This window comes from Sagittula sp. MA-2 (assembly GCF_030126985.1).
In the GTDB taxonomy this organism is placed as follows: domain Bacteria; phylum Pseudomonadota; class Alphaproteobacteria; order Rhodobacterales; family Rhodobacteraceae; genus Sagittula.
The window spans coordinates 2,985,721-3,012,467 of the sequence record NZ_CP126145.1 but is presented as its reverse complement, the minus strand read 5'-3'; the positions used below and the strand labels follow the sequence as shown (position 1 = coordinate 3,012,467).

General features: G+C 68.1%; 30 protein-coding genes. 19 read left to right on the top strand and 11 right to left on the bottom strand.

Translation table 11 applies throughout. From position 1 onward, the window contains the following. Positions 1-100: 100 nt before the first annotated feature. From QNI11_RS14590 to QNI11_RS14575, 4 genes are all read right to left on the bottom strand, one after another. On the bottom strand, positions 101-502 hold the full coding sequence (locus QNI11_RS14590) for a hypothetical protein (protein WP_283980672.1): 402 nt from the start codon (positions 500-502) through the stop codon (positions 101-103). Positions 503-597: 95 nt separating this feature from the next. Further along, positions 598-1,002, bottom strand: coding sequence for a hypothetical protein (locus QNI11_RS14585; RefSeq protein ID WP_283980671.1), 405 nt, complete (start codon positions 1,000-1,002; stop codon positions 598-600). Positions 1,003-1,077: 75 nt separating this feature from the next. Then, on the bottom strand, positions 1,078-1,752 hold the full coding sequence (locus QNI11_RS14580; RefSeq protein WP_283980670.1) for an aspartate/glutamate racemase family protein: 675 nt from the start codon (positions 1,750-1,752) through the stop codon (positions 1,078-1,080). A 10-nt stretch (positions 1,753-1,762) separates the two neighbouring features. Continuing rightward, positions 1,763-2,161, bottom strand: a complete 399-nt coding sequence (locus QNI11_RS14575) for a VOC family protein (RefSeq protein WP_254698183.1) — start codon at positions 2,159-2,161, stop codon at positions 1,763-1,765. Positions 2,162-2,298: 137 nt separating this feature from the next. Here QNI11_RS14575 and QNI11_RS14570 point away from each other — a divergent pair, with 137 nt between their 5' ends. Then, entirely contained in the window at positions 2,299-2,490 is a 192-nt protein-coding gene (locus QNI11_RS14570) for a hypothetical protein (protein ID WP_100929900.1), read from the top strand. Positions 2,491-2,602: 112 nt separating this feature from the next. Here the strand turns inward: QNI11_RS14570 and cobS are convergent, their stop codons facing one another. After that, complete coding sequence (cobS, locus tag QNI11_RS14565; protein WP_100929901.1) at positions 2,603-3,589, bottom strand: cobaltochelatase subunit CobS; 987 nt, start codon at positions 3,587-3,589, stop codon at positions 2,603-2,605. Between the two features lie 85 nt (positions 3,590-3,674). Between cobS and QNI11_RS14560 the strand changes: the two genes are divergently transcribed. Both QNI11_RS14560 and QNI11_RS14555 read left to right on the top strand, forming a co-directional pair. Further along, positions 3,675-4,226, top strand: coding sequence for a sigma-70 family RNA polymerase sigma factor (locus QNI11_RS14560; protein ID WP_100929902.1), 552 nt, complete (start codon positions 3,675-3,677; stop codon positions 4,224-4,226). After that, positions 4,223-4,909, top strand: coding sequence for an anti-sigma factor domain-containing protein (locus QNI11_RS14555; protein ID WP_283980669.1), 687 nt, complete (start codon positions 4,223-4,225; stop codon positions 4,907-4,909). The genes QNI11_RS14560 and QNI11_RS14555 overlap by 4 nt, the downstream gene beginning before the upstream one ends. Before the next feature lie 67 nt (positions 4,910-4,976). Here the strand turns inward: QNI11_RS14555 and QNI11_RS14550 are convergent, their stop codons facing one another. Continuing rightward, a complete protein-coding gene (locus tag QNI11_RS14550; protein ID WP_283980668.1) occupies positions 4,977-6,458 on the bottom strand; it encodes a fused MFS/spermidine synthase in 1,482 nt (493 codons plus the stop codon). Positions 6,459-6,908: 450 nt separating this feature from the next. Between QNI11_RS14550 and rpiA the strand changes: the two genes are divergently transcribed. The 6 genes from rpiA (at position 6,909) to QNI11_RS14520 (ending at position 14,031) form a co-directional block, all read left to right on the top strand. Beyond that, complete coding sequence (gene rpiA / locus QNI11_RS14545) at positions 6,909-7,691, top strand: ribose-5-phosphate isomerase RpiA (RefSeq protein ID WP_100929905.1); 783 nt, start codon at positions 6,909-6,911, stop codon at positions 7,689-7,691. A gap of 228 nt (positions 7,692-7,919) precedes the next feature. Further along, on the top strand, positions 7,920-9,362 hold the full coding sequence (locus tag QNI11_RS14540; RefSeq protein WP_283980667.1) for an FAD-dependent oxidoreductase: 1,443 nt from the start codon (positions 7,920-7,922) through the stop codon (positions 9,360-9,362). Positions 9,363-9,441: 79 nt separating this feature from the next. Then, positions 9,442-10,605 (top strand): FtsH protease activity modulator HflK, encoded by a 1,164-nt coding sequence (gene hflK / locus QNI11_RS14535; protein WP_100929907.1) that lies wholly within the window; start codon positions 9,442-9,444, stop codon positions 10,603-10,605. A 13-nt stretch (positions 10,606-10,618) separates the two neighbouring features. Continuing rightward, complete coding sequence (locus QNI11_RS14530) at positions 10,619-11,746, top strand: protease modulator HflC (protein ID WP_283980666.1); 1,128 nt, start codon at positions 10,619-10,621, stop codon at positions 11,744-11,746. Positions 11,747-11,753: 7 nt separating this feature from the next. After that, positions 11,754-11,945: a DUF2065 domain-containing protein gene (locus tag QNI11_RS14525; RefSeq protein ID WP_100929909.1), complete on the top strand. Its 192-nt coding sequence runs from the start codon at positions 11,754-11,756 to the stop codon at positions 11,943-11,945. A gap of 613 nt (positions 11,946-12,558) precedes the next feature. Then, a complete protein-coding gene (locus tag QNI11_RS14520) occupies positions 12,559-14,031 on the top strand; it encodes a Do family serine endopeptidase (protein WP_100929910.1) in 1,473 nt (490 codons plus the stop codon). 84 nt (positions 14,032-14,115) lie between these two features. On the opposite strand, the gene QNI11_RS14515 is transcribed toward QNI11_RS14520, so the two are convergent. The 3 genes from QNI11_RS14515 to QNI11_RS14505 all read right to left on the bottom strand — a co-directional run bounded on the left by QNI11_RS14515 (position 14,116) and on the right by QNI11_RS14505 (position 16,027). Further along, entirely contained in the window at positions 14,116-14,883 is a 768-nt protein-coding gene (locus QNI11_RS14515) for a pyrroline-5-carboxylate reductase (RefSeq protein ID WP_283980665.1), read from the bottom strand. A 78-nt stretch (positions 14,884-14,961) separates the two neighbouring features. After that, positions 14,962-15,522, bottom strand: coding sequence for a peptidoglycan-binding domain-containing protein (locus QNI11_RS14510; protein ID WP_283980664.1), 561 nt, complete (start codon positions 15,520-15,522; stop codon positions 14,962-14,964). A 136-nt stretch (positions 15,523-15,658) separates the two neighbouring features. After that, positions 15,659-16,027: an OB-fold nucleic acid binding domain-containing protein gene (locus QNI11_RS14505; protein WP_100929911.1), complete on the bottom strand. Its 369-nt coding sequence runs from the start codon at positions 16,025-16,027 to the stop codon at positions 15,659-15,661. 171 nt (positions 16,028-16,198) lie between these two features. Here QNI11_RS14505 and QNI11_RS14500 point away from each other — a divergent pair, with 171 nt between their 5' ends. The 5 genes from QNI11_RS14500 to QNI11_RS14480 all read left to right on the top strand — a co-directional run bounded on the left by QNI11_RS14500 (position 16,199) and on the right by QNI11_RS14480 (position 21,202). Continuing rightward, positions 16,199-16,522 carry a 2Fe-2S iron-sulfur cluster-binding protein gene (locus QNI11_RS14500; RefSeq protein WP_100929912.1) on the top strand — a complete coding sequence of 108 codons (324 nt, stop codon included), beginning with the start codon at positions 16,199-16,201 and terminating at the stop codon, positions 16,520-16,522. A gap of 113 nt (positions 16,523-16,635) precedes the next feature. Then, a complete protein-coding gene (locus QNI11_RS14495; RefSeq protein WP_283980663.1) occupies positions 16,636-17,343 on the top strand; it encodes a VCBS repeat-containing protein in 708 nt (235 codons plus the stop codon). 280 nt (positions 17,344-17,623) lie between these two features. Further along, positions 17,624-18,436 (top strand): TIGR00282 family metallophosphoesterase, encoded by an 813-nt coding sequence (locus QNI11_RS14490; RefSeq protein WP_100929913.1) that lies wholly within the window; start codon positions 17,624-17,626, stop codon positions 18,434-18,436. Between the two features lie 19 nt (positions 18,437-18,455). Further along, a complete protein-coding gene (locus QNI11_RS14485) occupies positions 18,456-19,391 on the top strand; it encodes a DMT family transporter (RefSeq protein WP_283980662.1) in 936 nt (311 codons plus the stop codon). 32 nt (positions 19,392-19,423) lie between these two features. After that, the gene (locus QNI11_RS14480; RefSeq protein WP_100929914.1) at positions 19,424-21,202 is read left to right on the top strand and encodes an SLC13 family permease; all 1,779 of its coding nucleotides are present in this window, start codon (positions 19,424-19,426) and stop codon (positions 21,200-21,202) included. Between the two features lie 6 nt (positions 21,203-21,208). Here the strand turns inward: QNI11_RS14480 and QNI11_RS14475 are convergent, their stop codons facing one another. Next, on the bottom strand, positions 21,209-21,943 hold the full coding sequence (locus QNI11_RS14475) for a glutamine amidotransferase (protein ID WP_283980661.1): 735 nt from the start codon (positions 21,941-21,943) through the stop codon (positions 21,209-21,211). A 113-nt stretch (positions 21,944-22,056) separates the two neighbouring features. Here QNI11_RS14475 and QNI11_RS14470 point away from each other — a divergent pair, with 113 nt between their 5' ends. Further along, positions 22,057-22,803, top strand: a complete 747-nt coding sequence (locus QNI11_RS14470; protein WP_100929915.1) for a YebC/PmpR family DNA-binding transcriptional regulator — start codon at positions 22,057-22,059, stop codon at positions 22,801-22,803. Positions 22,804-22,869: 66 nt separating this feature from the next. Here QNI11_RS14470 and QNI11_RS14465 read toward each other — a convergent pair whose 3' ends face one another. Further along, complete coding sequence (locus QNI11_RS14465) at positions 22,870-23,742, bottom strand: LysR family transcriptional regulator ArgP (protein WP_283980660.1); 873 nt, start codon at positions 23,740-23,742, stop codon at positions 22,870-22,872. Positions 23,743-23,840: 98 nt separating this feature from the next. On the opposite strand from QNI11_RS14465, the gene QNI11_RS14460 reads away from it, so the two are divergent. From QNI11_RS14460 to betI, 4 genes are all read left to right on the top strand, one after another. Beyond that, on the top strand, positions 23,841-24,434 hold the full coding sequence (locus QNI11_RS14460) for a LysE/ArgO family amino acid transporter (RefSeq protein WP_283980659.1): 594 nt from the start codon (positions 23,841-23,843) through the stop codon (positions 24,432-24,434). A 114-nt stretch (positions 24,435-24,548) separates the two neighbouring features. Continuing rightward, complete coding sequence (locus QNI11_RS14455; RefSeq protein ID WP_198521740.1) at positions 24,549-25,481, top strand: DMT family transporter; 933 nt, start codon at positions 24,549-24,551, stop codon at positions 25,479-25,481. A 111-nt stretch (positions 25,482-25,592) separates the two neighbouring features. Next, positions 25,593-25,790, top strand: coding sequence for a hypothetical protein (locus tag QNI11_RS14450; protein ID WP_100929918.1), 198 nt, complete (start codon positions 25,593-25,595; stop codon positions 25,788-25,790). 226 nt (positions 25,791-26,016) lie between these two features. Next, positions 26,017-26,598, top strand: coding sequence for a transcriptional regulator BetI (betI, locus tag QNI11_RS14445; protein ID WP_100929919.1), 582 nt, complete (start codon positions 26,017-26,019; stop codon positions 26,596-26,598). The last annotated feature ends 149 nt before the right edge of the window (positions 26,599-26,747 follow it).

Below are 26,747 nucleotides of genomic sequence, written 5' to 3'. Positions count from 1 at the left end.
CGGCGGGCGCTGGTGGCGGGCGGTGGTGTTGTGTGAGGACGGCGGGCGCCGAGAAGAGCGGTGCGGTTTGCCGGACGGTGCGGGCGGGCCCGGTCGGCTGTCAGAGGCCGGTGAAGCGGCGCCCGATCACGAGGCTGTCGCAGGCGGCGATCTGGCGGAGGATGCCGCCGGTTGCAAGGCGCCGCCGCCGCGTGTCGCCGTTGAAGGCGGCGGTGGCGAAGAGCGACCGGAGTTGCGCCCGCGCGTTGATCCGGTGGCTCATCATCGTGATGGAATAGGCGCGGTCTTCGGCGTGCTCTGCCAGGTAGGCGTTCATCATCGCCTCAAGCAGGTCGCGGCGGAAGGCGGCGGCATCGGCACCGTCGCCCATCAGCCGGGCATGTTCCATCACCGCCGTATAGCGGCCGTGGCAGGTGGCGAGGGTGAGCGCCCCGTCGGACGGGCCGGGCGGGTCCGTGGCCGCGCTGGCGGCTGGGGAGGCGAGGAGGAGGCCCACGATCATCAGGGCCGTCCGCGCGGTATGCTGGCACGGGGCGATCATGGGCGGGCAGGCTAGCGCAGGGGCGTTACGATTGTCTTGCCGGGGCGCCCGGTGGCTCAGAGCAGGAGCGCCTCGCAGGGGCGGAGGGCCAGCGCGGCCTGCGCCCGCGCGCGGCGTTGCATCCGGGGATCGCGGTCGAACCGCGCGATGGAGAGCAGCCGGGCCTGTGCCCACTTCGCCTCAAGCCGGATCTGGAGGATGCGGGAGCCGGTCAACTCCGACCCGGTGCGCACGGCATCAAGCAGCCCCTCGAACCGGGCGCGGGTGATCTGCGAGGTGTCGTCGGTGGAATAGGCGTTCCACGAATCCTCCACCTGCGCGGAGTAGCGCCCGAGGCAGGCGGCGAAAACCGGGGTCATGTCGGAGGGGCGCTCTGCCAGCGCGGAGGCCGGGGAAGAGGTCATCCATTGCGCTGGCAAGAGGAGCGCGAGCGTCAGAAGGAAAGTTTTCAAACCGCTCATGAAGTGAACGTTAGCGCGGATTTTCTGCCTGACAATTAATCTGTTTGAAAACTTCCGCGCGCCGTCACCGGATTGTCACGGTGTCGCCTCGCCGGTGGCGAGCCGCGCCAGAAGGTCGACATGGACATCCAGCGCGTCGATGACGGGATAGGGTTCGGAGCCGTCGAAGGCGAGGTTGAGATCGGTGCCTGCCAGAACCACGGCGGAGGCGCCCGCGTCGATCAGCCTTTGCCCGGCGTCGCGGAAGAGGGCGCGCCGCTCCGGGCTGCATGTGCCCGCCACCGCCATGTCCTGATAGGTCTGACCCAGCGACTCGACCTCCTCCTCCAGCGCGATGGCGCGGGTCTGGTGGAGCTGCCCGTAAAGCTTCGTGCGCATCACTACCCGCGTGCCCAGGAGGCCGACGGTCGCATGGCCCTGTTCGGCGAAATGGGCGTCCAGCGGCGTGACGGCCGAGATCAGCGGCAGGGGAGAGATGGCCTGAAGCTCGTCGAAGCAGAAGTGCCCGCCGAGCGAGGTGACGGCGGCCACGTCGCAGCCCGCCGCCTTCAGCCGGACCAGCAGGGGCAGCCAGTTGCGGGCCTGTTCCTCGCGCAGGTCGGCGAGGTTGGTGCGGATCAGCTCCTGCACGTCGGCATGCACGATGGTCAGGTCCAGCGTCTTGCCCCTGCGGGCCACGGCGTCGGTGAGGCGCTGGTAGTAGACGATTGTGGCGGCGACCCCGATCCCGCCGATCAGTCCGATATGCATTGTGCTTGTCCTATGCTGTCCAGTCCGCGTTCTGCAGGACGACATGATAACCGTCCGGGTCGCGGAAGGTCACGCCCTGCCGGTCCCAGTAGGGATTGTGCGATGCGACGGGGGAGTGGCCCGCGTCGGTCATCCGGTCGCGCGCGGCCTGCCACGCGGCGCGGTCGGGGAGGTAGAGCGTCAGGAGGTGTTCGGGCGAGGGGGCGTTGCCCGCCGCGACGCCGCGTTCGGAGGTGAATTCCAGGTGCCAGGGCGCGTTCGGATGCCCGAGCATGACCCCGTCGAACCCGTCGTGGTCCCTGAATTCGCCCAGCACGGTCAGGCCCAGCCCGTCGCGGTAGAAGGCCGTGACCTCTGCCATGCGGTCCGTGGGGCGGGCGACGCGGAGGATCGGGGCCGTCGTGGTCACGGGCGCCTCAGTGACGTGGCGGGGCTGGGTGTCGGGGACGTTGCGGGCATGTCCGATCCTTCCAAGGGCTGTGTTTACAATTTTAGACGTATTGACCGGGTGAGGCCATGAGCGGTTGGAGAAGGACAGGATCTTGGATGCGGGACTTGGCGGAGGAGGAGCGGCGGCCCGGCCTGCCGTCGCTGGTGGGGCAGCTTCAGCGCATCGGCGATGCGGCGGCGGACGTGCATGCGGGGCTGGAAGGGCTGGAGGGCCGGCTGGTTCGGATGGAGGCGGAGGCGCTTTTGCTGGCCATGCGAAGCCTTCCGGCTAGGCGGGACAGGCCCTGAGCCGGAGGCGTCCGGGACTGCGTCGCGCCGAATGTCGATGTGACGTCAGGTCCCCAAACGCGCGAAGCCCGCGGATGCGGGCTTCGTCGGTCTGTCTGAGGATGTCCGGCGATCAGGCGACGCTGATCGAGGCCGCGCTTTCGGGAAGTTCCTCGTCGAAGCAGCGCTGGTAGAACTCTGCCACGGTCTGGCGCTCGAGCTCGTCGCACTTGTTGAGGAAGGACACGCGGAAGGCGTAGCCGATGTTGCGGAAGATCTCGGCGTTCTGCGCCCATGCGATGACGGTCCGCGGCGACATGACGGTCGACAGTTCGCCGTTCATGAAGGCGCGGCGCGAGAAGTCGGCGACGGTAACCATCTGGCGGATGATCTTGCGGCCCTTCTCGTTGTTGTAATGCGGCGCCTTCGACAGGACGATCTGCGTCTCCGCGTCGATCGACAGGTAGTTCAGCGTGGCGACCAGCGACCAGCGGTCCATCTGGCCCTGGTTGATCTGCTGCGTGCCGTGGTAGAGGCCGGTGGTGTCGCCCAGACCCACGGTGTTCGCCGTCGCGAAGATGCGGAAATACTTGTGCGGGGTAATGACCTCGTTCTGGTCGAGCAGCGTCAGCTTGCCGTCGGTTTCCAGAACCCGCTGGATCACGAACATCACGTCCGCGCGGCCCGCGTCGTATTCGTCGAACACGATGGCGGTCGGGTTGCGCAGCGCCCAGGGCAGGATGCCTTCCTGGAACTGGGTGACCTGCTTGCCGTCCACCAGCTTGATCGCGTCCTTGCCGATCAGGTCGATCCGGGAGATGTGGCTGTCGAGGTTCACACGCACGGCGGGCCAGTTCAGCCGGGCCGCGACCTGTTCGATGTGGGTCGACTTGCCGGTGCCGTGATAGCCCTGGATCATCACGCGGCGGTTGTTGCGGAAGCCCGCGAGGATGGCCAGCGTGGTGTCGGGGTCGAACTTGTAGGTGGAATCGAGATCGGGCACCCGCGACGTGCGGTCCGGGAACCCGTGCACGATCATGTCGGTGTCGATCCCGAAGACCTCACGAACCGAGATCTCTTCCGTCGGTTTCGCGTTGATATCGATCTCGCCGTCCGCCATGGTGCCGATGTCCTTTGTCCGTTGTCTGCCCGCGTTGGTGCAACATATCTCGGGGAGGGGCAAGGGGAATGGATAACGGGACACCATGACACCGCAGGAGGAGATCGAGGCGCTGATCGCCCGCGTGGCGATGGCCGACCGCAAGGCGTTCCGCGCACTCTATTCCCGAACCTCGGCGAAACTCTTTGGCATCGCGCTGCGTGTGTTGAGGGACGAAGCGGCGGCCGAGGACGTCCTGCAGGACGTGTACGTCCGCGTGTGGAACCGGGCCGGCGCATACCGAAGCAACGGATATTCGCCGATGACATGGCTGATCACGATCACGCGGAATGCCGCCATCGACCGCCTGCGCAAGGCGCGCCGCGAGGGCGTGGCGCAGGAGCCGGTCGAGATCGCGGAGCGTCTTTATGACACGGCGCCCGGGCCTGCCCAGCAGGCGGAGATGCGAGACGAGGCGCGGGCGCTGAACGCCTGCCTCGACGAATTGCCCGCAGACCGGGCAGAGATGGTCCGGCGGGTCTACCTGCAGGGCCTGACGTACCAGGAACTGTCCGACCAGTCCGGCGTGAAGCTGAACACGGTCCGGACGTGGCTGCGGCGCAGCCTGATGCAACTGAGGGAGTGCCTGAGCGCATGACCGGCGCGGACGAGGATACGGATCTTCCGGGCGGCTGGGAAGCCGAGGCAGCGGAGTACGCCCTGGGCGTCCTGCCGGAGGCGGAGCGTGCCGGATTCGAGGCGCGCATGGCCGCCGACCGCAACCTCGCGCAGGACGTGGACGCGTGGACGGAGTATTTCGCCACGCTGACCGACCGGATTCCCGAAGCAACGCCTTCGCAGGCGGTCCTGAAGCGGATCGAGGCAGAGGTGCACGGCGATCCGCCGCCGCCGGTCTGGCGCCAGTTGCTGCCCTATCTCGTCGGCGCCATGGCCGGTGCCGCGATGGCCTGGGTCGTCTTCATCTCCGGCGTGCTGGAGCAGGGACGGCCGGAAATCCTCGCGTCGCTGGAGCCCGTGGCCGGGGACCTGGCCTTCGACGTGCGCATCGACCCGCCGACCCATACCGTCGCCATCGACTACCGCGCGGGCGACCTGCCCGATGGCCGGGTGCTGCAGCTCTGGCTCATTCCGGAAGGCAGCGATCCGATCTCGCTCGGGGTGATGTCGCCCGGCGGCGATCACATCGTGGTCCTCTCGGACGAGATGGCGGCGCGGGTGCCGGGGGCGACGCTTGCGGTGTCGGACGAGCCGGAGGGCGGCTCGCCCACGGGGCTGCCCACGGGCGAGGTGCAGGCCGCAGGGGTGCCGATCCCGCTCTGATCCTCTGGTTTTCAGGTGTGGCTGGCGGGGCGTCCGTGCCACGGCCGTTTGGAGTGTGGGCGCGGGGTCAGTCCCGCGCGCCCACCAGCCGGTCGATGGGGGCATAGTTGTCGGTCAGGCGCGTGCCCCGTGCGGCAAGGCTGTCGACAAAGGCAGGCCCAAGTGCCGCGAAGGTGGTGCGCTGGGGCGCCAGCGCCGTGAAGCTGTCGACCGGCGTTTCGGCAAAGCCCGCGGCGATCACCATGACCACCCGTTCGCCCGGCTCGGGGCGGCGCGCCTCCGCCCAGATCTCGACGTGCGGGAAGTGGTCGCGGAGGGTCGCGGCAAGGCTGCCCACCGCCGCCATGCTGTCGGCATAGTCGATGACGTTCATCAGGTAAGTGCCGCCGGGCGTCAGCCGGTCGCGGACCAGCGCGAAGAATTCCGATGTCACGAGGTGCTGCGGGACGGCGGTGTCAGTGAACGCGTCGCCCACGATGATGTCGTAGCGCGACGGGTCCGCCGCCAGCGCGCGGCGGGCGTCGTCGTGGCGGATGGTGGCCGTGGACGGGTCGAACCAGAAGTCGCGGGCGGCCAGCGCGGTCACCTCCGGGTCGATCTCGGCCACGGTGATGGTCGACAGGCCGCGCGCGGCAAAGGCGCGGGGCAGGGCGTAGGTGCCGCCGCCGATGTGGAAGCTGGAAAAGTCGTCCCGGGGCGCGCGCAGGCGGGCCAGCGCGTCGAGCATGGCGGCATGGTCGGTGAACATCACTTCCGGCGCGTCCTTTGCGGCGATTCCGTGCACGAGGTGGTCGATAACCATGGCGCGGGTCGGATGGGCGGGATCGGCGGAGAGGTCGACGCTCTGCAGGCAGAAGTAGCGTGATTCGACGGTGCAGGGGCCGGGACGTGCCGCCATGACCGCGGTCGCGACGGCGAGTGCGGCGAGCGTTGTCACGGCCAGGGGCGTCAGGCGGCGTCCGAGGTGCAGGCAGATGGCGGCGCAGAGGATGTAGGCGGCGGTGACGGCGGCCAGCGTCCAGGCGGTGCCCAGCCACGAGATGAAGAGGAACCCGGCCAGCAGGGTTCCGGCAATGGCGCCGAGGGCGCCTGCGGCAAACATCGCGCCAAGCGCGCGGCCCTGCGTCCGGCCGGACGTCAGCGCGACCTGCGTCAGCACCGGCGCGGGGATGCCCGCGAAGAGCGACGGCAGGAAGAAGGCGGTCAGGGTCAGCGCGGTGATCGCGCCCACCGGGTCGGGGATCTGCGTCAGCCAAGGCGCGCTGGCCCGGAGCGCGAGGCTCGCCGTGGCGGTGGTCAGCCCGGCGGCGGCCAGCGCATAGCCGGTGGCGGTCAGGGCGCGGTCGGACGGGCGCTCGGCCAGGCGGCCGCCCCACCAGTGACCGGCGGAGAACCCGGCCAGCACCACGGCGATGACGGAGGTCCAGGTGTAAAGCGACATGCCGACGTAGGGGGCCAGCATGCGGCCCGCGACGATTTCGACAACGAGGGATGCGGCAGAGACGGTCACCTGCAGTGCGACAAGCAACCAAAGCGGAATGGGGGTCATGAAAGGGCCTCGTTGATCCGAACGGCAGTGTGCGCGCGATTTCGGGCGTTTCAAGCAGATTAGGTGGGGAAGGGCGGTTGGCGCCCGGGCGCGAGGGCATCTGGCGAGGGTTGTTCGTACAGGGGCGAAGGCGCTGGGCGGTACGCGATGGGCTGGGCGTTTCCCGGACGATATGCGGCGTTTCAGGCATGTTTGGCGGGGGCAGGGCAGTCGTCGCGGAGGTTGCGTCGGGACCATGCGGGGGACGATCGGTCCGCAGAGGCCGGATGCGGGTCGGCGGTCGGAAGAAGCATGCCATCCAGCACCGGACGTCGCCCGCGTGGCCTTTCCCGAACGGGATGCGGCGTTTCCGGCACGTTTCGCCCGGGGGAGGGGCGTTTGCGCAATTGCCCCTCGCGCCGGTGCGCGCGGCTGTTATAAGGGCGCCGTCTGCTGAACAGGGGAACCAAGATGTCCGGAGAGCTGTCGCCCATCGACAAGGCCAAGTTCGTCGCCGCCAAGCGCGCGGCGGAATTCGTGGAATCGGGCATGCGTGTCGGTCTGGGGACCGGCTCCACCGCCGCCTGGCTGGTGCGCTGCCTCGGCGAGATGGTGCGCGAGGAGGGGCTGCGCATCAAGGGCGTCCCGACATCGACCCGCACCGCGGAACTGGCCCGCGACGTCGGCATCGAGGTGATCTCGCTCGACGAGGCGAAGTGGCTCGACCTGACCATCGACGGCGCGGACGAGTTCGACGAGGAGCTGTCGCTGATCAAGGGCGGCGGCGGTGCGCTGCTGCAGGAGAAGATCGTGGCCACCGCCTCCGACCAGATGGTGGTGATCGCCGATGCGGCGAAGGAAGTGGGCCACCTCGGCGCCTTCCCCCTGCCGGTGGAGGTCATCCCCTTCGGTTGGCAGACCACGCAGGCGCTGATCGAGGAGATGCTGATCTCCATGGACGTGATGGGCCGCAATACGACGCTCCGGATGAACGGCGACCGGCCCTACATCACCGACGAGGCGAACCACATCCTCGACCTGCACCTGAGCCGGATCGGCAACCCGCGGCAGCTGTCGATGGTGCTGAACCAGATCCCCGGCGTGGTGGAGAACGGGCTGTTCATCGACATCTGCGACAAGGTGGTGATCGGCCACGGCGACGGTCGGGTCGAGGTGCGCGACATCAACGAGGGCACCGTGACCGAAAGCCAGCTCGACTTCGTCGAGGACGAGAACCTCTTCCGCGACATCTGAAGCAAGGCAGCGCGCCGCCGGATGGCAGGTTGGAGCACGTCGGGGCACGGGTTCCGGCGCGCCATGACATGCGCGCCGCGCAGTCCGGGCTTTATGCCACGGCATAAGGCGCGCAGGGGCTGTGCACACGGGCGGTAAAACCCGCTTGTGCGGCGGGCCTCCGGCTCTGGCCTTCCGCGGGGCTTCGTGAAATACCTCCGCAACGCGAGACGATGAAAGGCATGGGTCATGAGCGCATTCGACTACGATCTCTTTGTCATCGGCGGCGGCTCCGGCGGGGTGCGCGCGGCGCGGGTAGCGGCGGGCGAGACCGGCGCGAAGGTCGCGCTGGCCGAGGAGGACCGCTATGGCGGGACCTGCGTGATCCGGGGATGCGTGCCGAAGAAGCTGATGGTCTTTGCGTCCGAATACCGCGACATGCCAGCCACCGCGCGGGCCTACGGCTGGGACATCGCCGACGGGCAGTTCGACTGGACCGCTTTCCGCACCAAGCTGAACACCGAGCTCGACCGGCTTGAAGAGGTGTACCGCAAGCTGCTGAAGGGTTCCGGCGTGGAAACCTTCGACGCCCGTGCCACGCTGAAGGACGCGCACACGGTCAAGCTGTCGACCGGCGAGGAGAAGACCGCCAAGCACATCCTGATCGCCACCGGCGGCCGTCCGCAGCGGCCCGACATGCCGAACGCGCATCTGGGGATGGTGTCTGACGACATCTTCCACCTGGACAAGCTGCCGAAGTCGGTGCTGATCGTCGGCGGCGGCTACATCGCCTGCGAGTTCGCCTGCATCCTGCACGGGCTTGGCGTCAAGGTGACGCAGTTCTACCGCGGGGCGCAGATCCTGCGCGGCTTCGACGACGAGGCGCGCGGGCTGATCGCCGACGCGATGAAGGGCCGCGGCATCGACCTGCACACCGGCACCACCATCGTCGAGATGCACTGTGTCGGCACGCCGGAGGCCGACGCCATGGGCGAGGCGCCGGTGGACGACGTGCAGTACGGCCTGCCGGAACAGGAAGAGATCGGTTCGGGCCCGGTGCGGGTGAAGGCGACCAACGGCACGATCCGCGATTTCGACGCGGTGTTCTTTGCCACGGGGCGCGTGCCGAACAGCGACGACCTCGGGCTCGAGGCGCTCGGCATCGAGCCGGGCCGGAACGGTGCCATCGAGGTGGACGAATACAGCCAGACGAAGGTGCCCTCGGTCTACGCCATCGGGGATGTGACCAACCGTGTGAACCTGACCCCGGTCGCGATCCGCGAGGGCATGGCCTTCGTCGAGACGGTGTTCAAGGGCAACCCGACACCGGTCGATCACGAGCTGATCCCGAGCGCGGTGTTCACCCAACCCGAGATGGGCACGGTCGGCCTGACGGAAGAGCAGGCCGCCGAGCAGGAAGAGATCGAGGTCTACTGCACCTCGTTCCGCCCCATGCAGACGGCCTTTGTCGATGCGCCGGATCGTGTTCTGATGAAACTGATCGTATCGAAGGCGAACCGGACCGTCCTGGGCTGCCACATCGTGGCGCCGGGTGCGGGAGAGATGATCCAGCTTGCGGGGATTGCCGTAAAGATGGGGGCCACCAAAGAGGATTTCGACCGGACGGTGGCGGTGCACCCGACGATGTCGGAGGAGATCGTGACCATGCGCAACCCTGCGCGGACGCGGTAGCGAGGACGATGCCGCCTTGATACTTTCAGGCGGCGTGCACAGGTTAGAACGGACGAGACTGAGGGAAGGACAAGGCTTCATGGCAGGAAACAGCGGCGGCCCCTGGGGCGGCGGTGGCAACCAGGGCGGCAACGGCAGCCGTCCGCCTTCGGGCGGAGGCGGTGGCGGGCGTCGACCGGAGGACAGCCAGATCCCCGAGATCGACGAGCTGATGAAAAAGGGCCAGGAGCAATTGCGTGTGCTCATGGGCGGCCGGGGCGGCAATGGCCGGACCGGTGGCGGCTCTGGCGGAGGCGGCGGCGGACCCCGCCTCACGCGGGGGACGGTCGCAATCGGCGCGATCATCATCCTTGGGCTCTGGGCGTACTCCAGCTTCTACACGGTGAAGCCGGAAGAGCAGTCCGTGGAACTGTTCCTCGGGGACTACTCCTCGACCGGGAACCCCGGCCTGAACTTCGCACCCTGGCCGTTGGTGACCTACGAGAAGGTCAACGTGACCTCCGAACGGACGGAAACCATCGGGTCCGGCCGCGGCGGTTCCGACGGCCTGATGCTGACCACGGACGCCAACATCGTCGACATCGACTTCCAGGTTGTCTGGAACGTGGCGGATCCGGCGAAGCTGCTGTTCAACATCCGCGACCCCGAACTGACGGTTCAGGCGGTTTCGGAATCGACCATGCGCGAGATCATCGCGGCGTCGAACCTGGCCCCGATCCTGAACAGGGACCGTGGCCTGATCGCCGACACCGCCTTCGAGAACATCCAGATGACGCTCGACGAATACGAGAGCGGCATCCGCATCGTCCGGGTCAACCTGCGCGAGGCCGATCCGCCGCGCGAGGTGATCGACGCCTTCCGCGACGTGCAGGCCGCCGAGCAGGAGCGCGACCGGCTGGAACGTCAGGCCGACGCCTATGCCAACCGCGTGGTTGCAGAGGCCCGCGGTCAGGCTGCGCAGACGCGCGAGGAAGCCGAAGGCTACCGCGCCCGCGTCGTGAACGAGGCACTGGGTGAGGCCGCGCGCTTTACCTCCGTGCAGCAGGAATACGCGCAGGCCCCCGAGGTCACGCGCCGCCGCCTTTACATCGAGACGATGGAGAAGGTGCTGGGCGACGTGGACAAGATGATCCTCGACGAGAGCATTGCCGTCGGTGGCCAGGACGGAGGCGGCGTCGTGCCGTACCTGCCGTTGAACGAGTTGCGCCGCTCCGGCGACTCGACACCGTCCAACGGCAACTGAGGGAGGACACATCATGGGTAAGACAACGTATCTTCTGCCCGCCTTCGTGGTGGCGCTGGTGCTGATCCTTTCTTCGGTCTTCGTGGTGGACGAGCGCGAGAAGGCGCTGGTCCTGCGGTTCGGCCAGATCAAGGCGGTCAAGGAGGAGCCGGGGCTCGGCTTCAAGGTGCCGCTGCTCGACGAAGTGGTGCGCTACGACGACCGCATCCTGTCGCTCGACACCGAGACCATCGAGGTCACGCCGTCGGACGACCGCCGGCTGGTGGTCGACGCCTTCGCGCGTTACCGGATCGCCGACGTGGTCCAGTTCCGCCAGGCCGTGGGCGTGGGTGGCGTGCGCGTCGCCGAGGACCGCCTGCAGGGCATCCTGAACGCGCAGATCCGCGAAGTTCTGGGTGCCGACCAGGTGACCTCCGACACGATCCTGTCCGAAGAGCGCGGTTCGCTGATGATCGGCATCCGCGACCAGGCACGTGCCGAGGCACGCTCGCTCGGTCTGGACGTGGTCGACGTGCGGCTGAAGCAGACCAACCTGCCGACGCAGAACCTCGAGGCGACCTTTGCCCGGATGCGCGCAGAGCGTGAACGGGAAGCCGCCGACGAGATCGCACGCGGTAACGAGGCCGCCCAGCGGGTGCGCGCGCTGGCAGACCGGACGGTGGTGGAAACGCTCTCCGAAGCCGACCGCGAGGCCAACGTGACCCGCGGTGAGGCCGACGCGGAACGGAACGCCATCTTCGCCGAAAGCTATGGCGCGGACCCGGAGTTCTTTGCCTTCTACCGCTCGCTCCAGGCATATGAGAACGCCCTGCGCGGCGGAAACTCCACCATGGTGATGACCCCGAACAGCCAGTTCTTCGAGTACTTCAAGGACGAGGGCGAAGCGGGCAACCCGGTGCCGATGCAGACACCCGCCGCGGTCGAGCAACGGCCGGCGCCGCGCGATCCGGTGGTGCCGCAGTCGCAGGACCTGCCGGACGACGTGACGGAGGGAGAGACGCCCGAAGACGCATCGACCGCGCCGGGGCCGGATGCCGTCGATCCGGTGGTGCCGGACGCGCCTGCCTCCGACACCTCGCCGGTCGGCGAGCCGGTCGATCCTTCGGACGCCGGGGACGATCCGGCGAACACGGGAAACTGAGGCCGGGATGGGCCTGACCGACATCTGGACGGGGATCGCGATGGTCCTCGTCATCGAGGGGCTGGTGTACGCACTGGCCCCTTCGCTTGTGGAGCGTCTGCTGGAGGCGCTGAAGGAGATGCCGCCCGAAGCGCGCCGGTCGCTGGGGCTGCTGACGATGATCACCGGCGTGGTGATCCTGTGGGTGGTGAAGGGCTGAGGCCGGGTGCTTTGTCCGTGTCCGGCACCCTGTGGCTGGTCGGGGAAGGGTGGCGCGAAGCCCCACCCTACGGGAGGTCGCGTGACTGAGGCGGCGTGACATGTTCCTCGGAGGGCTGCGTGCTCTAAGGTGGGACACTTGCTCTCGCTCACGGCGTGTTGGCTTGGTGTGAGGCCGCTTTCTGGTCCGACAAGTTGCGCTCATGCTGTTCCTGTCCCTTGGTGCGAGGCAGGTACAGATGCCCGAAGCGCACGGGGCTCGGCGGTGGCGGACGGTCCCTCGCAGGGACGTGCCTGGAGGGGCCGTCGTGGGGGCCGCGTTCCGTCTGCCCCGGAAAGCTTGGCGCGCCCGTCACGGCAAACGGCGCCCCGGGGGTAGCACGGTCCTCAGGACATCGCGCAACGGCGGCGCTGCCGGGGCATGCTGCAGGGCGGGGCTTTGCGCCGCCCGGGTGCTCCCCGATCCGTCACCGCGTGTCACTTGGGCGTGAGACAGCCTATACACGTCTTTGGTGTTGCGCCATTGAGCCTATGTTTGTCACAGTGAGGAAGAGGCAGGGCAGCCGTGGCCTGAGGGTGGAGGCGGCCGACCTGCCAGAAACAAGGAGAATTCTTTGAAACCGCAAGTGCACGCGTTGACCCGGGAGGACGCGACGCCGCTTCGGCTGTTCTGGCTGACGGCGCTCTCGATGGTCCTCATCCTTTCGCAATCCCTGATGGCACACGCCCGCGGCGCACCGGAGAGTTTTGCCGAACTCGCGGAGAGCGTCAGCCCGTCCGTCGTCAACATCACCACGTCGACCACCGTCGCCGGCCGCACCGGCCCGCAGGGTATCGTTCCCGAGGGCTCGCCCTTCGAGGACTTCTTCCGCGAGTTTCAGGACCGCAACGGTGAGGGCAACCGCCCGCGTCGCTCGTCGGCACTGGGCTCCGGCTTCGTGATTTCCGAAGACGGCTACATCGTCACGAACAACCACGTGATCGAAGGCGCCGACGAGATCATGATCGAGTTCTTCGAGGGCTTCGAACTGCCCGCGACGCTCGTGGGCACCGACCCCAACACCGACATCGCGGTGCTGAAGGTCGAGGCGGAGTCGCCGCTGAAGTACGTCAACTTCGGTGACAGCAACAACGCCCGCGTCGGCGACTGGGTCATGGCCATGGGCAACCCGCTCGGTCAGGGCTTCTCGGTCTCGGCCGGGATCGTCTCGGCCCGCAACCGGGCGCTGTCGGGCACCTACGACGACTACATCCAGACCGACGCCGCCATCAACCGCGGCAACTCCGGCGGTCCGCTGTTCAACATGGACGGCGAGGTGATCGGCGTGAACACCGCGATCCTGTCGCCCAACGGCGGCTCCATCGGCATCGGCTTCTCCATGGCGTCGAACGTCGTGACCCGCGTGGTCGACCAGCTGAAGGAATTCGGCGAGACCCGCCGCGGCTGGCTGGGCGTCCGCATTCAGGACGTGACCGAGGATCTGGCCGAGGGCCTGGGCCTGGAGCAGGCCAAGGGCGCGCTGGTCAGCGACGTTCCGGAAGGTCCCGCGATGGAAGCCGGGATGGAGGCAGGCGACGTGATCGTCACCTTCGACGGCACCGAGGTCGAGGACACCCGTCAGCTTGTCCGCATCGTGGCCAATACCCCGGTCGGCAAGACGGTCCGCGTGGTCGTCAACCGCGACGGCGAGACCAAGACGCTGAAGGTCACGCTGGCCCGCCGCGAGGAAGCCGAAAGCGCCATCCCGGCCGCTGCTGCCGGTCCGGATGCTGCCGATCCGCAGGAGCTGGAAACGCTGGGTCTGACGCTGTCGCCGCTCACCGAGGAGCTGCGCGCCGAGCTTGGTGTGCCGGACGGCACCGACGGTCTGGCGGTCATGGAAGTGGACGAGGCCAGCCAGGCGTTTGAGAAGGGCCTGCGCGCCGGTGACGTCATCACCGAAGCCGGCCAGAGCGCCGTGGTCACCGTCACCGACCTCGAGGACCGGATCACCGAAGCCCGCGACGAGGGCCGCAAGTCGATCCTGCTGCTGGTGCGCCGCGCCGGCGACCCGCGCTTTGTCGCGCTGGGTCTGGAAGAAGAGTGATCCCTTCACCCATCCGGGTAGAGGAAAGGGCGCCCCGCGGGGCGCCCTTTTTCGTTGTGTGCCCGGGCGGCCGGGACGTGCCGGTCAGCTGATCGTTCGCGCCCGGGCCGTGGCGGCGCGCAGGCCCTCTGCGATGATCTCCGCGATCCCCGCGTCCTGCATCGCCCGAAGCCCCGCGGCGGTCGTGCCCGCATAGGCGATCATCCCGTCGACATGGGCCTCTGCCGTGGGCGCGTCATGGGCCAGCATCTCGCCCGCCGACAGGAAGAGCTGCCGCACCGCGCGGTCCGCGACGTCCGGGGTTACCCCTTCGCTTTGCGCGTGACGGGCCATGGCGCTGGCGAAGAGCGCCACGAAACCGGGCACGGGGCCGGTCATCGCGGTGAAGAGGTCGATGTGCGCCTCGTCCGCGATCTCATCCGTAACGCCTATGGCGGAGAAGACGGCGTTTGCCTGCGTACGGTCAGCCTCGTTGATCGCGGCGCTGCCGATCCACGGCGTGTAGGCAAGGCGCCGGGCGGCGGCGGGGCTGGACATCGCCCGGACGATACGGGGGCTGCCGGTGATCGCCTCGAGCCGCGCGCGTGTGGCGCCCGCGATCACCGACAGGATCAGCGCGTCCGGCGCATGGAGGTCGAGGCCGGACAGGGCGGCGGGGGGAATGCAGAGCAGGATGGTCTCGCAGCGCCCGGCAAGGTCGCCGGGGCCGGTCACCTCGATCCCGGGCAGGGGCGCGCGCCCGCTGCTGTTGGCGAGGAGGAGCCGGTCGGGCGCCAGCCCGGCGTCGAGCCAGCCCTGCGCGATGGCCTGTCCCAGCATGCCGGTTCCGATCAGTCCGATTGTGCCCTGCATCGTGGCCTCCGGCATCCAGTCGCCTTCAGACTGCGCGGGACGGGGGCCGTTGCCAAGGGGCCGCTGCGCAACGGAGGTTCAGATGTCGTCGGGTCCGGAGGCCGCGTCGACGGTGATCAGCCCGAGGCTGCGGGCGGTTTCCAGCGAGAGCTGCGCGCTTTCGAGGCCCCGTTCCGCCTGGTACTTGCGGATCGCGGCGGAGGTCGGCGCGTCGATCCAGCTTGTGACATTGCCCGCGAAATAGCCGCGCGCCGCCAGCGCCCGCTGCAGCGAGGCGATGAAGTCCGGGGTCATCTGGTGGCCGCAGACCGCGTCGAAGATCACGTCGCTGCGCGGGCGGACTACCTTGGGCACCGGGGCGCGGCGGTAGACGGGCGGGCGCAGCACGGTGCCGTCCGGCGCGATCTCGGCCTGCACGACCTGCACTTCGCCCATGACCTGTTCGTAGACCGCGGGCAGCGTCTCGCGTGCCTGGCAGCGGCCGTCCGACAGCGCGATCACGGGGGCGGGCAGGGACACCGGCGACAGGGCCACGGGCTGCACGTCTTCCAGCGCGTCGCGAGAGGCGTTCTCGGACACGCTCGTCGTGCAGGCCGCGGCGAGGACCATCAGGCCCAGGGCGACGGTGAAACGGATCATGACTGCTCGGGCCCTCTTGAACGGGGTCGTTGTCGTGGGCTGTTTATAGGTCAGGCGCGCCCGAAATCAAAGCGCCCGGCAGCGGTGGCGCGCGGTCTGTGGCCGATGGGACGCGGGTTGCGCCGGCGCGGGCGTCTCAGGCGCCCTGGTGCGCGGGGCCGGAGAGGGGCGGGAGGTCGGGATCCAGCAGGCGGTCGAGCAGGGGAGAGATGTCCTCGATATGCTCGGAGATGACATGGGTCACGCCGTTCTCGCGCTGGACCTTGCCGGTGACGCGCAGCATCCGCCCGGCGATCACCGCGCGGCGGAAACGTTCATAGAGGGCGCGCCAGACGATGACGTTCACGACGCCGGTCTCGTCCTCGAGGGTGACGAAGATCACCCCCTTCGCGGTGCCCGGGCGCTGGCGGAGGATCACCAGCCCGGCCACGGTCGCCCGCGCGCCGTTGGGTACGTCACGCAGAAGGCGGGCCGGGGTTGCGGAAGGGGGGCGGGGCCATGTCATGCGAACATATGTAGAACATGCGCGCTGCGGCGCCAAGACTGCCGTGCCGGCGCAGGTCGCCTAGGGGCTTCACGATGGGCTGACCGGGCGCGCCGGGGCGCAAAACGGGTCTGGCGGCGCGCCGCGTGGATGTCTAGGTATGCTGCGATGGATGACAAACGGAGCGGTGAAATGGCGAAGATCACCTACATCGAGCACAACGGGACAGAGCACGTGGTCGACGTGCCGAACGGTCTGACCGTGATGGAAGGCGCGCGGGACAACAACATCCCCGGCATCGAGGCCGACTGCGGCGGGGCCTGCGCGTGCTCGACCTGCCACGTCTACGTGCACCCGGACTGGTTCGACAAGCTGCCGCCGCGCGAGGACATGGAAGAGGACATGCTGGATTTCGCCTTCGAGCCCGATCCGGCCCGCTCGCGCCTGACCTGCCAGCTGAAGGTGAGCGATGCGCTCGACGGGCTGGTGGTGCAGATGCCCGAAAAGCAGATCTGATGACCGGGGCGCGCCTGTCCGGCAGGGAGACCCCTCGGGGGAGCTCGCTGCGGACGGGGGCGCCGCGTCCGCGTCGTCCTGTGTGGTGCGCGGCCGCCCGCGGCGCTGCGGTGATGCTGGCGCTCGTGGCGGCGTCGCCCGTGGCGTCGGATGCGCTCGGGACCATTCTGGACGCGCGGCTTGAACAGCCGGTCACGCGCTACGACCACGGCGTCCTGGGAGATGCGGTGGAGTGGGGCACGCTGCGGCTGTGGGTGGATCGCTGCCCGGCCTGTGCGCGCACGGACGTGCAGGAGACGGTGATCCGTCTGCCAAGGACCCGCGTCTTCGAGGATGTGGAGGCGCGGCTCATCGGTCTCGATCCGAAGGCACCCACGGCGGTCATGGTCGTCGAGAGCGACCTGGCGCGCGGCGCCCGTCTGTCGCTTTACACCGGCGCGGGGCTTCTGGCTGCGACGCCGTTCATCGGACAGACGCACCGCTGGCTTGCGCCGGTCGGGGCGGCGGATCTGGACGGCGACGGCGCGCTGGAGGTGGCCTATGTCGACCGCCCGCACCTGGCGAAGGTCCTGCGGGTCTGGCGGCTGGAGGGTGACACGCTGACGGAGGTCGCCGCGCTCGAGAACCTGACCAACCACCGCATCGGCTGGGATACTATTGCCGGCGGGCTGCGGGATTGCGGCGCAGGGCCGGAGATGGTGCTGGCCTCCGGCGACTGGTCGCGGCTGATGGCGGTGCGCCTCGAAGGCGGTAGCCTGTCGGCGCGGGAGATCGGGCGTTACGATGCGGCGGCGCTGGAGGCCGCGCTGGCCTGCCGCTGAGCGGGCAGGACGGGGTGGCAGGGGCGGTTGGTCCTGCGGCGGAGTTTTCCAGCGTCTGCTTTCCGCTGACGCGGGCCTGCAGTGTGCAAGCGGCCAGGCATGACGTCGGTCCCGCCGACCCTTGTGGGGCACCGCTCCCGCTGCCTGACGTGCCAGCGCGCCGATCATGCGCCTCACCTGCCCGAAATTTGCGACCGTCGTAGGGCGGGGCTTTGCGCCGCCTGCCTTTGCGCATTTCGGGGCTTAACTTTCCGGGCACGGCGTCTTACGGCTTTTGCCCATGCGAATACTCTTTTTGGGCGATGTGATGGGCCGCGCCGGGCGGCAGGGGATCGTGGACCGGCTTCCGGGCCTGCGAAAGGACTGGCGGATCGACTTCGTCGTGGTCAACGCCGAGAACGCGACCAACGGGGCGGGGCTGAACGCCGCCCATGCCAACGCGATCTTCGAGGCGGGTGCGGATGTCATCACGCTGGGGGATCATGCCTTCGACCAGAAGGAGATGCTGACCCACATCGAAGGCGAGACGCGCATCGTGCGGCCGCTGAACTTTGCCCGGGTGGCCCCGGGGCGGGGGGCCGCGTTGTACAAGGATGCGCGCGGGCGCAAGATCCTGGTGGTGCAGGCGCTCGGACAGGTCTTCATGTCACGCAGCTACGATTCGCCCTTCGGTGCGGTGGACGATGTGCTCAAGCGCCATCCGCTCGGCGGGCAGGCGCAGGCGATCCTCGTCGACATGCATTGCGAGGCCACGTCCGAGAAGATGGGCATGGGCCATTTCTGCGACGGCCGCGCCAGCATCGTCGTCGGCACACACACCCATGTGCCCACCGGCGACGCCCAGATCCTGCCGGGGGGCACGGCCTTCATGGCGGATGCGGGGATGTGCGGCGATTACAACTCCGTCATCGGGATGGAGCCGGCAGAGCCGCTCCGCCGCTTCGTCAACGGCATGGCCAAGGGCCGGTTCGAGCCCGCAAGCGGCGAGGCCACGCTGTCCGGCCTCTTCGTGGAGACCGACGACCGCACCGGCAAGGCCGTCTCCGTCACCATGGTGCGCCAGGGCGGGCGGCTGGCGCAGTCGGGTCCGTAGGTTGGTGACGGCGCGCTCCTTGCCTCTTCCGGTTCTGGCGCGCCTCGGGCCGTTTCTCGCGCTTGTGGCCATCGGCGCGGCGTGGGGCGGGACACAACCGCTGTCCAAGATCGCCGTCTCCGAGGGCTATCGCCATTTCGGCCTGATCTTCTGGCAGACCTTGCTGACCGGGCTGTTGCTGGCGGTCATCACGCTTTTGCGGGGGCGGCGCCTGTGGCTGACGCGGCGCCAGTGGCTGACCTGCGCGGTCATCGCGGTGGTGGGCTCTGTCGTGCCGGGCATCGCCAGCTATCAGGCCATCGCGCATCTGCCGTCGGGCGTGGTTTCCATGCTCCTGAGTTCGGTGCCGATGATCTCCCTGCCGATCGCGCTGGCGCTGGGGCAGGACAGCTTTCGCCCGGTCCGGCTTTTGGGGCTCGTGCTGGGACTGACCGGGGTGGCGCTCCTCGTCCTGCCGGAGGGCGGGCTGAGGGGCGACGTATCGGTGTTCTGGGTGGCGGTCGCGCTGGTGTCGTCGGTCTGCTACGCCTTCGAGGCGAACATCGTGGCGCGCTGGGGCACCGCCGGGCTGGACCCGGTGCAGGTGCTGGCGGGCGCGTCGCTGATCGGCGCGGCGATCTCCCTGCCGCTGGCGCTGGGGACCGGCCAGTTCATTTCGCCGCCCTGGCCGCTAGGGGCGCCGGACCGCGCACTGCTGGCCAGCACCCTCCTGCACGCGGGCGCCTACACCGGTTACGTGGCACTTGTCGGTTTGGCAGGCAGTGTCTTTGCCGCGCAGGTGAGTTATCTTGTCACGCTCTTCGGGGTGACCTGGGCCATGCTCTTCCTCGGAGAGGGCTATTCCGGCTGGTTCTGGGCCGCACTTGCGGTGATGCTTCTGGGCATGGCTCTTGTGCAGCCACGCCCCAAGACGCTTGTACCCGACGTGACGCTCCGTCAAAATGCCACGGGTTGAGGATCGGCTGACACAAGAGCAAGGGGCCGGCGATGCAGTGGATCGAGTTGAGTCAGGAGGCGCAGGCCTGGGCGACCCTCGCGGTCGTCGTGGCGATGTTCGTGCTCTTCGTGCGCGAGACGTACCCGACCGAGGTTACGGCCATCGGCGGTGTCGCGGCGCTGCTGTTGCTGGGCGCGCTGCCCTATGACGCGGCGCTGAGCGTCCTGTCGAACCCCGCGCCCTGGACCATCGCCGCGATGTTCGTCGTCATGGGGGCGCTGGTGCGCACCGGGGCGCTCGATGCCTTCACGGGTTATGCGCAGGCGCAGGTGGCCAAGCGGCCGAAACAGGCGATGGCGGCCATCCTCGGGGTGGTGGTGCTGGCCTCGGCGGTGATGAACAATACGCCGGTGGTGGTGGTCATGCTGCCGGTCTTCGTCCAGATCGCCAAGGTCATGGACATCGCCCCCTCCAAGCTGCTGATCCCGCTGAGTTATGCCGCCATGATGGGCGGCACGCTGACGCTGATCGGAACCTCGACCAACCTTCTGGTGGACGGTGTGGCGCGGTCGCAGGGGCTGGAGCCCTTCACCATCTTCGAGGTGACGCCGCTGGCGCTGATCCTTGTCGCGGCGGGCATGCTCTACCTGTTCTTCGTCGCGCCGCTGCTGCTGCCCGACCGGATGAGCATGGCGGGGATGCTGTCGGACCGCTCGCGCATGAAGTTCTTCACCGAGGCGGTCATTCCGCCCGACAGCAACCTCATCGGCCGCGAAGTGCTGGGTGTGCAGCTGTTCAAGCGCGAAGGCGTCCGGCTGGTCGACGTGATCCGCGGCGACGAATCGCTGCGCCGCAACCTCGACGGCGTGTTGCTGGAGGTCGGCGACCGCGTCGTCCTGCGCACCCCCATGGCCGAGCTTCTGTCGCTTCAGAGCAACAAGTCGCTGAAGCGGCTGGACCAGGTCTCTGCCAAGGAGACGACCACGGTCGAGGTGCTGATTTCGCCCGGGTGCAAGATGGTCGGGCGTTCGCTGGGCGGTCTGCGCCTGCGCCGCCGGTTCGGGGTCTACCCGTTGGCGGTGCACCGGCGGAACCAGAACATCGGGCGGCAGCTCGACGAACTGGTGGTGCGCGTCGGCGACACGCTGCTACTGGAAGGTAGCGCGGAAGACATCAAGCGGCTGGCGGACGAGATGGGGCTCGTTGACGTGGCGCATCCGTCGGCGCGCGCGTTCCGGCGCGGCCATGCCCCCATCGCGCTGGTGGCCCTGACCGGCATCGTGGTGCTGGCGGCCTTCGGCCTTGCGCCGATCCTTGCGCTGGCGGTGCTGGCGGTGGCGCTGGTCCTGCTGAGCCGCTGCATCGACGCGGACGAGGCGTTTTCCTACGTGGAAGGCCAGCTTCTGGCGCTGATCTTTGCCATGCTGGCGGTCGGCGCGGCGCTGGAGCATTCCGGGGCAGTCCGGATGATCGTCGGAGCCGTCGCGCCCTACGTCGAGCAGCTTCCGGCGTGGGCCGTGGTCTGGGCGGTCTATCTGATGACCAGCCTGCTGACGGAAAGCGTGTCCAACAATGCGGTTGCGGTGGTGATGACGCCCATCGCCGTGACGCTGGGCACCGCCATCGGGGTCGATCCGCGTCCGCTGGTGGTGGCGGTGATGATCGCGGCCAGCCTCAGCTTCGCGACGCCCATCGGTTACCAGACCAACACGCTGGTCTACGGTCCGGGCGGCTACAAGTTCACCGACTTCATCCGCGTGGGCCTGCCGCTGAACCTCGGGCTCGGGGCGCTGGCGGCGCTGTTCATTCCGATGTTCTGGACGCTCTGAGGCGCGTCAGGCGTAGCGGCTGACGAAGGCCTGCAGCAGGCGTTCCGGCTGGGTCACGTCCGCCTCGCGGCACATGGCGATCAGGTCGTCCGCCTGCTCCGGGGCGAAATAGCCCTTGTGCCGGTAGATGCGGATGCGCGTCTCGAACCCTTCGGCGTCCGCCTCCGGGTGGAACTGCGTGGCATAGACGTTCTGCCCGAAGCGGATCATCTGGTAGGGGCAGGGGCCTGAGGACAGGAGGTGCACGGCGCCCTTCGGCAGGTGCTGCACCGCCTCCTTGTGGCCGACGAAGGCATCGAACTGCGCGGGCAGGGCGCCGGTCAGCGGATCGAGGCGGCCGTCGTCCGTCAGGTGGCAGGTCACAGCGCCAACCGCCTCTCCGAACCGGGCCTTGGAGACTTCGGCGCCCAAGTGATGGGCGAGGATGCCGATCCCGTAGCAGCAGCCCATGAAGGGAATGTCGGCGCCAGTGATCTTCGGCATGAGCGAGAGGCAGGCGGCTTCGATGCGCGCCTCCACCGGGTCCTTGTCCTTGGGTGCGTCGGACACGCAGCCCGGCCCGCCGCCGACGATCACGCCGGCATAATCCGCCGGGTCGAGGTCATCGGGCAGATCCTCACGGTCGAGGCGGATGCGGTGCACCCGGGCCTCCTCAAGGCCGCCCTTGTCGAGGAAGGCGTGGTATTCGTCGTCGCTGGCTTCGGTTTCCGGGCGCAGCTGGAGAAGGAGGAATCGGGCCATGTTATGTGGCTTAAGCGCGGGCGTCACCGGGCGCAATGGCCGTCCTTGGCAAGGCGCCGGGCATGGCTTATAGAGGCGCGAATTTCGAACAGTCGGGAACGAGAGGCACAATCATGGCCGGCCATTCCAAATGGGCAAACATCCAGCACCGCAAGGGCCGTCAGGACAAGCTGCGGGCCAAGGTCTTTTCCAAGCTCTCCAAGGAGATCACCATCGCCGCAAAGATGGGTGATCCGGACCCGGACAAGAACCCGCGCCTGCGTCTGGCGGTGAAGGAAGCCCGCGGGCAGTCCATGCCCAAGGACAACATCGAGCGCGCGATCAAGAAGGCGGTGGGCGGCGATGCCGAGGATTACGAGGAAATCCGCTACGAGGGCTACGGCCCGAACGGCGTGGCGGTGATCGTCGAGACGATGACCGACAACCGCAACCGCACTGCATCGAACGTGCGGTCGCTGTTCTCGAAGAACGGCGGCAACCTGGGCGAGACCGGCTCTGTCGGGTTCATGTTCGAGCGCAAGGGCGAGATCGTCTACCCGGCCTCTGCCGGCGATGCGGACGACGTCATGATGGCGGCGATCGAGGCCGGGGCGGAAGACGTGGAATCGTCCGAGGACGGGCACGTGATCTACTGCGCCGACACCGACCTGAACGACGTGGCCAGCGCACTGGAAACCGCCCTTGGCGAATCCGAGTCGACGAAGCTGGTGTGGAAGCCGACGACCACCACCGAGCTCGACCTCGACGGCATGAACTCTCTGATGAAGCTGGTCGATGCGCTGGAAGAGGACGACGACGTCCAGCGCGTCACCACCAACTTCGAGGCCTCCGACGAGGTCATGGAACAGCTCGACGCCTGATTCCTTCCTTCGGGGCTCGTGCAATGACTACCGCGCGCGCAGGTCATCCTGCGCGCGTCTGTCGTTTCAGGGCATGGGCAACAGCGCCTCGCCCGCCGCACGGCGCAGCGCCCGTGTCAGGGGGCGGATCGCCGGTGCGGTGATGCTGCGCACCTGCCAGTAAAGCGGCACGTCGCGCGGACGGTCGGGCGCCATGGCGACCAGTTCGCCGCTCTCCAGCAGGGCCGCCACCAGCGGCAGAGGGTTGAGACCCCAGCCAAGGCCGCAGCGCGCCGCCTCCACGAAGCCGTGGGTAGAGGGCAGGTGATGCGTCGGCGGCGACAGCGGGCGGCCGTTGAGGTCTGCCAGCCAGCGCCGTTGCAGCACGTCCTTGCCGGAATAGTCGAGCATCGGCGCCGTGGTCAGTGCGTCCTCTGTCAGCCCATCGGCGAAATGCCGGTCGCGGAAGGCGGGCGAGCAGGTGGCGATGTAGCGCGTGACACCCAGCGGAACCGCATCGCAGCCCTGCACCGGCTGCGCGCGGGCGGTGATGGCGGCGGTCACGTCGCCGTCCCTGAGGCGCCGGTCCGAGACGGATTCGTCCTCGATGGCAATGTCGTAGAGGAAATCGGTGCGCGCCAGCGCGGGAATAGCCCAGGTGTCGAGGCTGTCGGCGTTCAACGCGATGCGCAGCCGCGCCTGCGCCGCGCGCCCGAGGTCCCGGGCCAGCGCGGCGTCCAGCAGGGCGCATTCGCGGGCATGACGCGCAAGCCGTGCGCCCGTCTCCGTCGCGCTGGCGGGGGATTGCCGCAGGACGAGCGGCGCGCCGACGCGATCCTCAAGCGCCCGGATACGTTGGGAAATCGCCGATGGCGTGACGTTGAGTTCGGCGGCGGCGGCCTCGAACGCGCCAAGCCGCAGGACCGCTTCGAGTGCCGAGAGTTGCGCCGGGTCGTACATTGGGCCTCTGATTAGCAATGCTTCATCAGATAAAACTGGATTAATTCGCCTGCAGCGGCAACCCGCGGTAGTCCGTGGACGAACCGAAGGAGGTCCGGATGGATGCGGCATTGGCGGGCTTTGCCCTTGGATTTTCCCTGATCCTCGCGATTGGCGCGCAGAATGCCTTTGTCCTGCGGCAGGGGCTGCGCGGGGCGCATGTGCTGCCGGTGGTGCTGGTCTGCGCGCTGTCCGACGCGGTGCTGATCGCCGCGGGTGTGCTGGGGTTCGGGGCGCTGGCAAGGGCCGTGCCCGGGCTGGAATGGGGCATGCGGGTCTTCGGGGCGCTCTTCCTGACGTGGTACGGCATCCGGACTTTGCTGTCCGCATGGCGGGGCGGTGCGGCGCTTCGTGCGGGCGAGGGCGCGCAGAGCCTGAAGGCTGCGGTCCTGGCCTGTCTCGCCTTCACCTGGCTCAATCCGCATGTCTACCTCGACACGGTGGTGCTGGTGGGGTCGGTCTCGGCGCAATACGCGGACCGGGTGGCGTTTGCGGCGGGGGCGATGGTGGCCAGCTTCGTCTTCTTCTTCGGACTGGGCTATGGCGCGCGCAGCCTTGCGCCGTGGTTCGCCCGGCCCTCCGCCTGGCGGATCCTCGACCTGGTGGTGGGCACGACCATGCTCATTATCGCGGTGTCGCTGCTGATGGGCTGAGCGGGGAGGCGGGCCGCGGCCCGACGGAGTTTCTCCGCGCTGGCCCGCTGGGGAGCGGGGCGAGGGTCCTGTGCAACGCCTCGCCGCCTCCGTCGGAAAGCCCTTGCGTCAGGCATGGACAATCCCTTCCCCGAGAAACATGTTGTCGGCATGGAACAGGCGGCACGGCCCGGTGTGGGCATCTTCTGGATGGTTGTCACGGGGCTGTGCTTCGTTGGTGTGACTGCGTTGGTGAAGGCCCTGGGCGACCGGATTCCGGCGGTGGAGGCTGCCTTCCTGCGCTTCCTGCTTGGCCTCGTCTTTCTTGCGCCGATGTGGCGGGATCTGCATCAGGCGACATTCACGCGCAAACTGTGGGGCCTGTTCCTGCTTCGGGGCGGCATGCACACGGTCGGCGTGGCGCTCTGGTTCTATGCCATGACACGCATCCCGCTCGCCGAGGTCACGGCGATGAACTACCTAAACCCGGTCTACGTGACCGTGCTGGCGGTGTTTTTCCTGGGCGAGCGGCTTGCGGTCCGGCGTGTTGGCGCAATCGTCGCTGCCCTCGTGGGGGCCATGCTGATCCTGCGGCCCGGGTTCCGCGAACTCGATCCCGGGCACTACGCCATGCTGGTCACGGCGCTGGTGTTCGGCGGCTCCTACCTGCTGGCCAAGATCCTGTCGAGCGAGGTGCGCCCCTCGGTCGTGGTCATCATGATGTCGCTGACCGTGACGGTCGGGCTGGCGCCCATGGCGCTCTCTGTCTGGGTCTGGCCCACCTGGACCGAGCTGGCCCTGCTGTTCGGCGTGGCCTGTTTCGCCACGGGCGGTCACTACGCCATGACCCTGGCCTTCGTGGCGGCCCCCGTGACGGTGACGCAGCCGGTCACCTTCCTCCAGCTTGTCTGGTCGGTGCTGATCGGCGCGATGTTCTTCGCGGAGCCGGTCGACCTGTGGGTGGTCGCGGGCGGGTCGGTCATCATGGCGGCCGTGATCTTCATCACTTGGCGGGAGGCGGTGCTGAAGCGGCGCATCACACCGGTCGTTTCGGAAACGAAGCTGTAGTCAGCGGACCTTTGTTGCGAGAACGCGAAAAATCCCCGCGGTGGACGCATTCGCGCCGCAATACGTGAGCAACACTTGACGTAGCGAAAGCTTGCTACAGGAGAGAGTGATATGTTTGCAGAGAACAAGTTGACCGAGAACATGGCCGAGATCGAGGCCTTCCTGCTGCGCGAACGGGGCAAGGCCCTGTCCGATGCGGAATGGCGGTTCCGGATGAAGGGCTACGGCTACAACCTCCGCCGCACGGATGTCGGCGTTGAGGTGTCGCGCCTGCCGCAGAACCGCGTGCTGGGAACGCTTGCCCTCTGAGACAGGGACCGACGGAACCGGGGCTGAGCAGGTCAGCAGGCCTGTGGCGGCGCACCGTTCCCCGAAGTGCGGACACATGGACCCATGCGATCCGCCTTGGCGGTTTGGATGGACCTCGCTGATGATGCCCGGGACCCGGCGATTGGCCTGACTTGGTTATTAGCCATGCGTCCCAGACAACGCTTCTTGATTGACTCATCAGTCAACAAAAGGCAAACCCTGACCCATGCCAAAGCTGGGACAGGAACCGATACGGCGCAGGGCGCTGGTGGCAGCCACGGTCGCTGAGATCGGGGCCAAGGGGTCGCTCGACGTGACGGTCGGGCAGATCGCCAAACGCGCCGGCATGTCCACCGCCCTGGCGCACCACTATTTCGGCGGCAAGACGGATATCTTCCTCGCCGCCATGCGTCATATCCTTTCCGAATACGGCGCCGAAGTGCGCGCTGCCCTGGCCACCGCGCGCAAGGGCAGGCGACTCGAAGCGCTGATCGAGGCGAACTTTGCCGAAAGCTGCTTCGAGCGGCCCACGATTTCGGCGTGGCTCAGCTTCTACGGCATGGCGCAGAGCGAACCGGGCGCGCGGCGCCTGCTGTCGGTCTATCACGCGCGGCTCCGTTCGAACCTGCGGCACGCCTTGCGCGGCCGCTGCAAGGAGCCGGAGCTGGTGGCCGAGCAGATCGGCGCGCTGATCGACGGTGTCTACCTGCGCGCGGCGTTGTCCGGTCGAGGCATCGGCGGCGCGGCGGACGAGGTGATCCGCGCGGCGCACGCCCTGATGCACGGACCGTCCGAAGGACGCGGCTGATGACCCGTAACCTGTCCTTTTCGTCCGGCTTCCTGACGGAGCCGGTTCCGGTCCCAATCCGGACGGGCGCAAGACCAATTCGCCGGTGAGTTTCCGGTACGACCTCGCGGCACCGGCGGCCTCGTCCGGCGGCGCCAGTTTTCTGGACT

Coding starts and splice junctions, on each gene's coding strand:
- QNI11_RS14540 (WP_283980667.1), top strand. CDS start 7,920: ATGAGCGCATTCGACTACGATCTCTTTGTCATCGGCGGCGGCTCCGGC.
- QNI11_RS14450 (WP_100929918.1), top strand. CDS start 25,593: ATGTTTGCAGAGAACAAGTTGACCGAGAACATGGCCGAGATCGAGGCC.
- QNI11_RS14480 (WP_100929914.1), top strand. CDS start 19,424: ATGCAGTGGATCGAGTTGAGTCAGGAGGCGCAGGCCTGGGCGACCCTC.
- QNI11_RS14455 (WP_198521740.1), top strand. CDS start 24,549: ATGGACAATCCCTTCCCCGAGAAACATGTTGTCGGCATGGAACAGGCG.
- QNI11_RS14500 (WP_100929912.1), top strand. CDS start 16,199: ATGGCGAAGATCACCTACATCGAGCACAACGGGACAGAGCACGTGGTC.
- QNI11_RS14510 (WP_283980664.1), bottom strand. CDS start 15,522: ATGATCCGTTTCACCGTCGCCCTGGGCCTGATGGTCCTCGCCGCGGCC.
- QNI11_RS14590 (WP_283980672.1), bottom strand. CDS start 502: ATGATCGTGGGCCTCCTCCTCGCCTCCCCAGCCGCCAGCGCGGCCACG.
- QNI11_RS14470 (WP_100929915.1), top strand. CDS start 22,057: ATGGCCGGCCATTCCAAATGGGCAAACATCCAGCACCGCAAGGGCCGT.
- QNI11_RS14580 (WP_283980670.1), bottom strand. CDS start 1,752: ATGCATATCGGACTGATCGGCGGGATCGGGGTCGCCGCCACAATCGTC.
- QNI11_RS14460 (WP_283980659.1), top strand. CDS start 23,841: ATGGATGCGGCATTGGCGGGCTTTGCCCTTGGATTTTCCCTGATCCTC.
- QNI11_RS14465 (WP_283980660.1), bottom strand. CDS start 23,742: ATGTACGACCCGGCGCAACTCTCGGCACTCGAAGCGGTCCTGCGGCTT.
- betI (WP_100929919.1), top strand. CDS start 26,017: ATGCCAAAGCTGGGACAGGAACCGATACGGCGCAGGGCGCTGGTGGCA.
- QNI11_RS14515 (WP_283980665.1), bottom strand. CDS start 14,883: ATGCAGGGCACAATCGGACTGATCGGAACCGGCATGCTGGGACAGGCC.
- hflK (WP_100929907.1), top strand. CDS start 9,442: ATGGCAGGAAACAGCGGCGGCCCCTGGGGCGGCGGTGGCAACCAGGGC.
- QNI11_RS14585 (WP_283980671.1), bottom strand. CDS start 1,002: ATGAGCGGTTTGAAAACTTTCCTTCTGACGCTCGCGCTCCTCTTGCCA.
- QNI11_RS14560 (WP_100929902.1), top strand. CDS start 3,675: ATGACACCGCAGGAGGAGATCGAGGCGCTGATCGCCCGCGTGGCGATG.
- QNI11_RS14555 (WP_283980669.1), top strand. CDS start 4,223: ATGACCGGCGCGGACGAGGATACGGATCTTCCGGGCGGCTGGGAAGCC.
- QNI11_RS14530 (WP_283980666.1), top strand. CDS start 10,619: ATGGGTAAGACAACGTATCTTCTGCCCGCCTTCGTGGTGGCGCTGGTG.
- QNI11_RS14525 (WP_100929909.1), top strand. CDS start 11,754: ATGGGCCTGACCGACATCTGGACGGGGATCGCGATGGTCCTCGTCATC.
- QNI11_RS14475 (WP_283980661.1), bottom strand. CDS start 21,943: ATGGCCCGATTCCTCCTTCTCCAGCTGCGCCCGGAAACCGAAGCCAGC.
- QNI11_RS14570 (WP_100929900.1), top strand. CDS start 2,299: ATGCGGGACTTGGCGGAGGAGGAGCGGCGGCCCGGCCTGCCGTCGCTG.
- QNI11_RS14490 (WP_100929913.1), top strand. CDS start 17,624: ATGCGAATACTCTTTTTGGGCGATGTGATGGGCCGCGCCGGGCGGCAG.
- cobS (WP_100929901.1), bottom strand. CDS start 3,589: ATGGCGGACGGCGAGATCGATATCAACGCGAAACCGACGGAAGAGATC.
- QNI11_RS14505 (WP_100929911.1), bottom strand. CDS start 16,027: ATGACATGGCCCCGCCCCCCTTCCGCAACCCCGGCCCGCCTTCTGCGT.
- QNI11_RS14495 (WP_283980663.1), top strand. CDS start 16,636: ATGCTGGCGCTCGTGGCGGCGTCGCCCGTGGCGTCGGATGCGCTCGGG.
- rpiA (WP_100929905.1), top strand. CDS start 6,909: ATGTCCGGAGAGCTGTCGCCCATCGACAAGGCCAAGTTCGTCGCCGCC.
- QNI11_RS14550 (WP_283980668.1), bottom strand. CDS start 6,458: ATGACCCCCATTCCGCTTTGGTTGCTTGTCGCACTGCAGGTGACCGTC.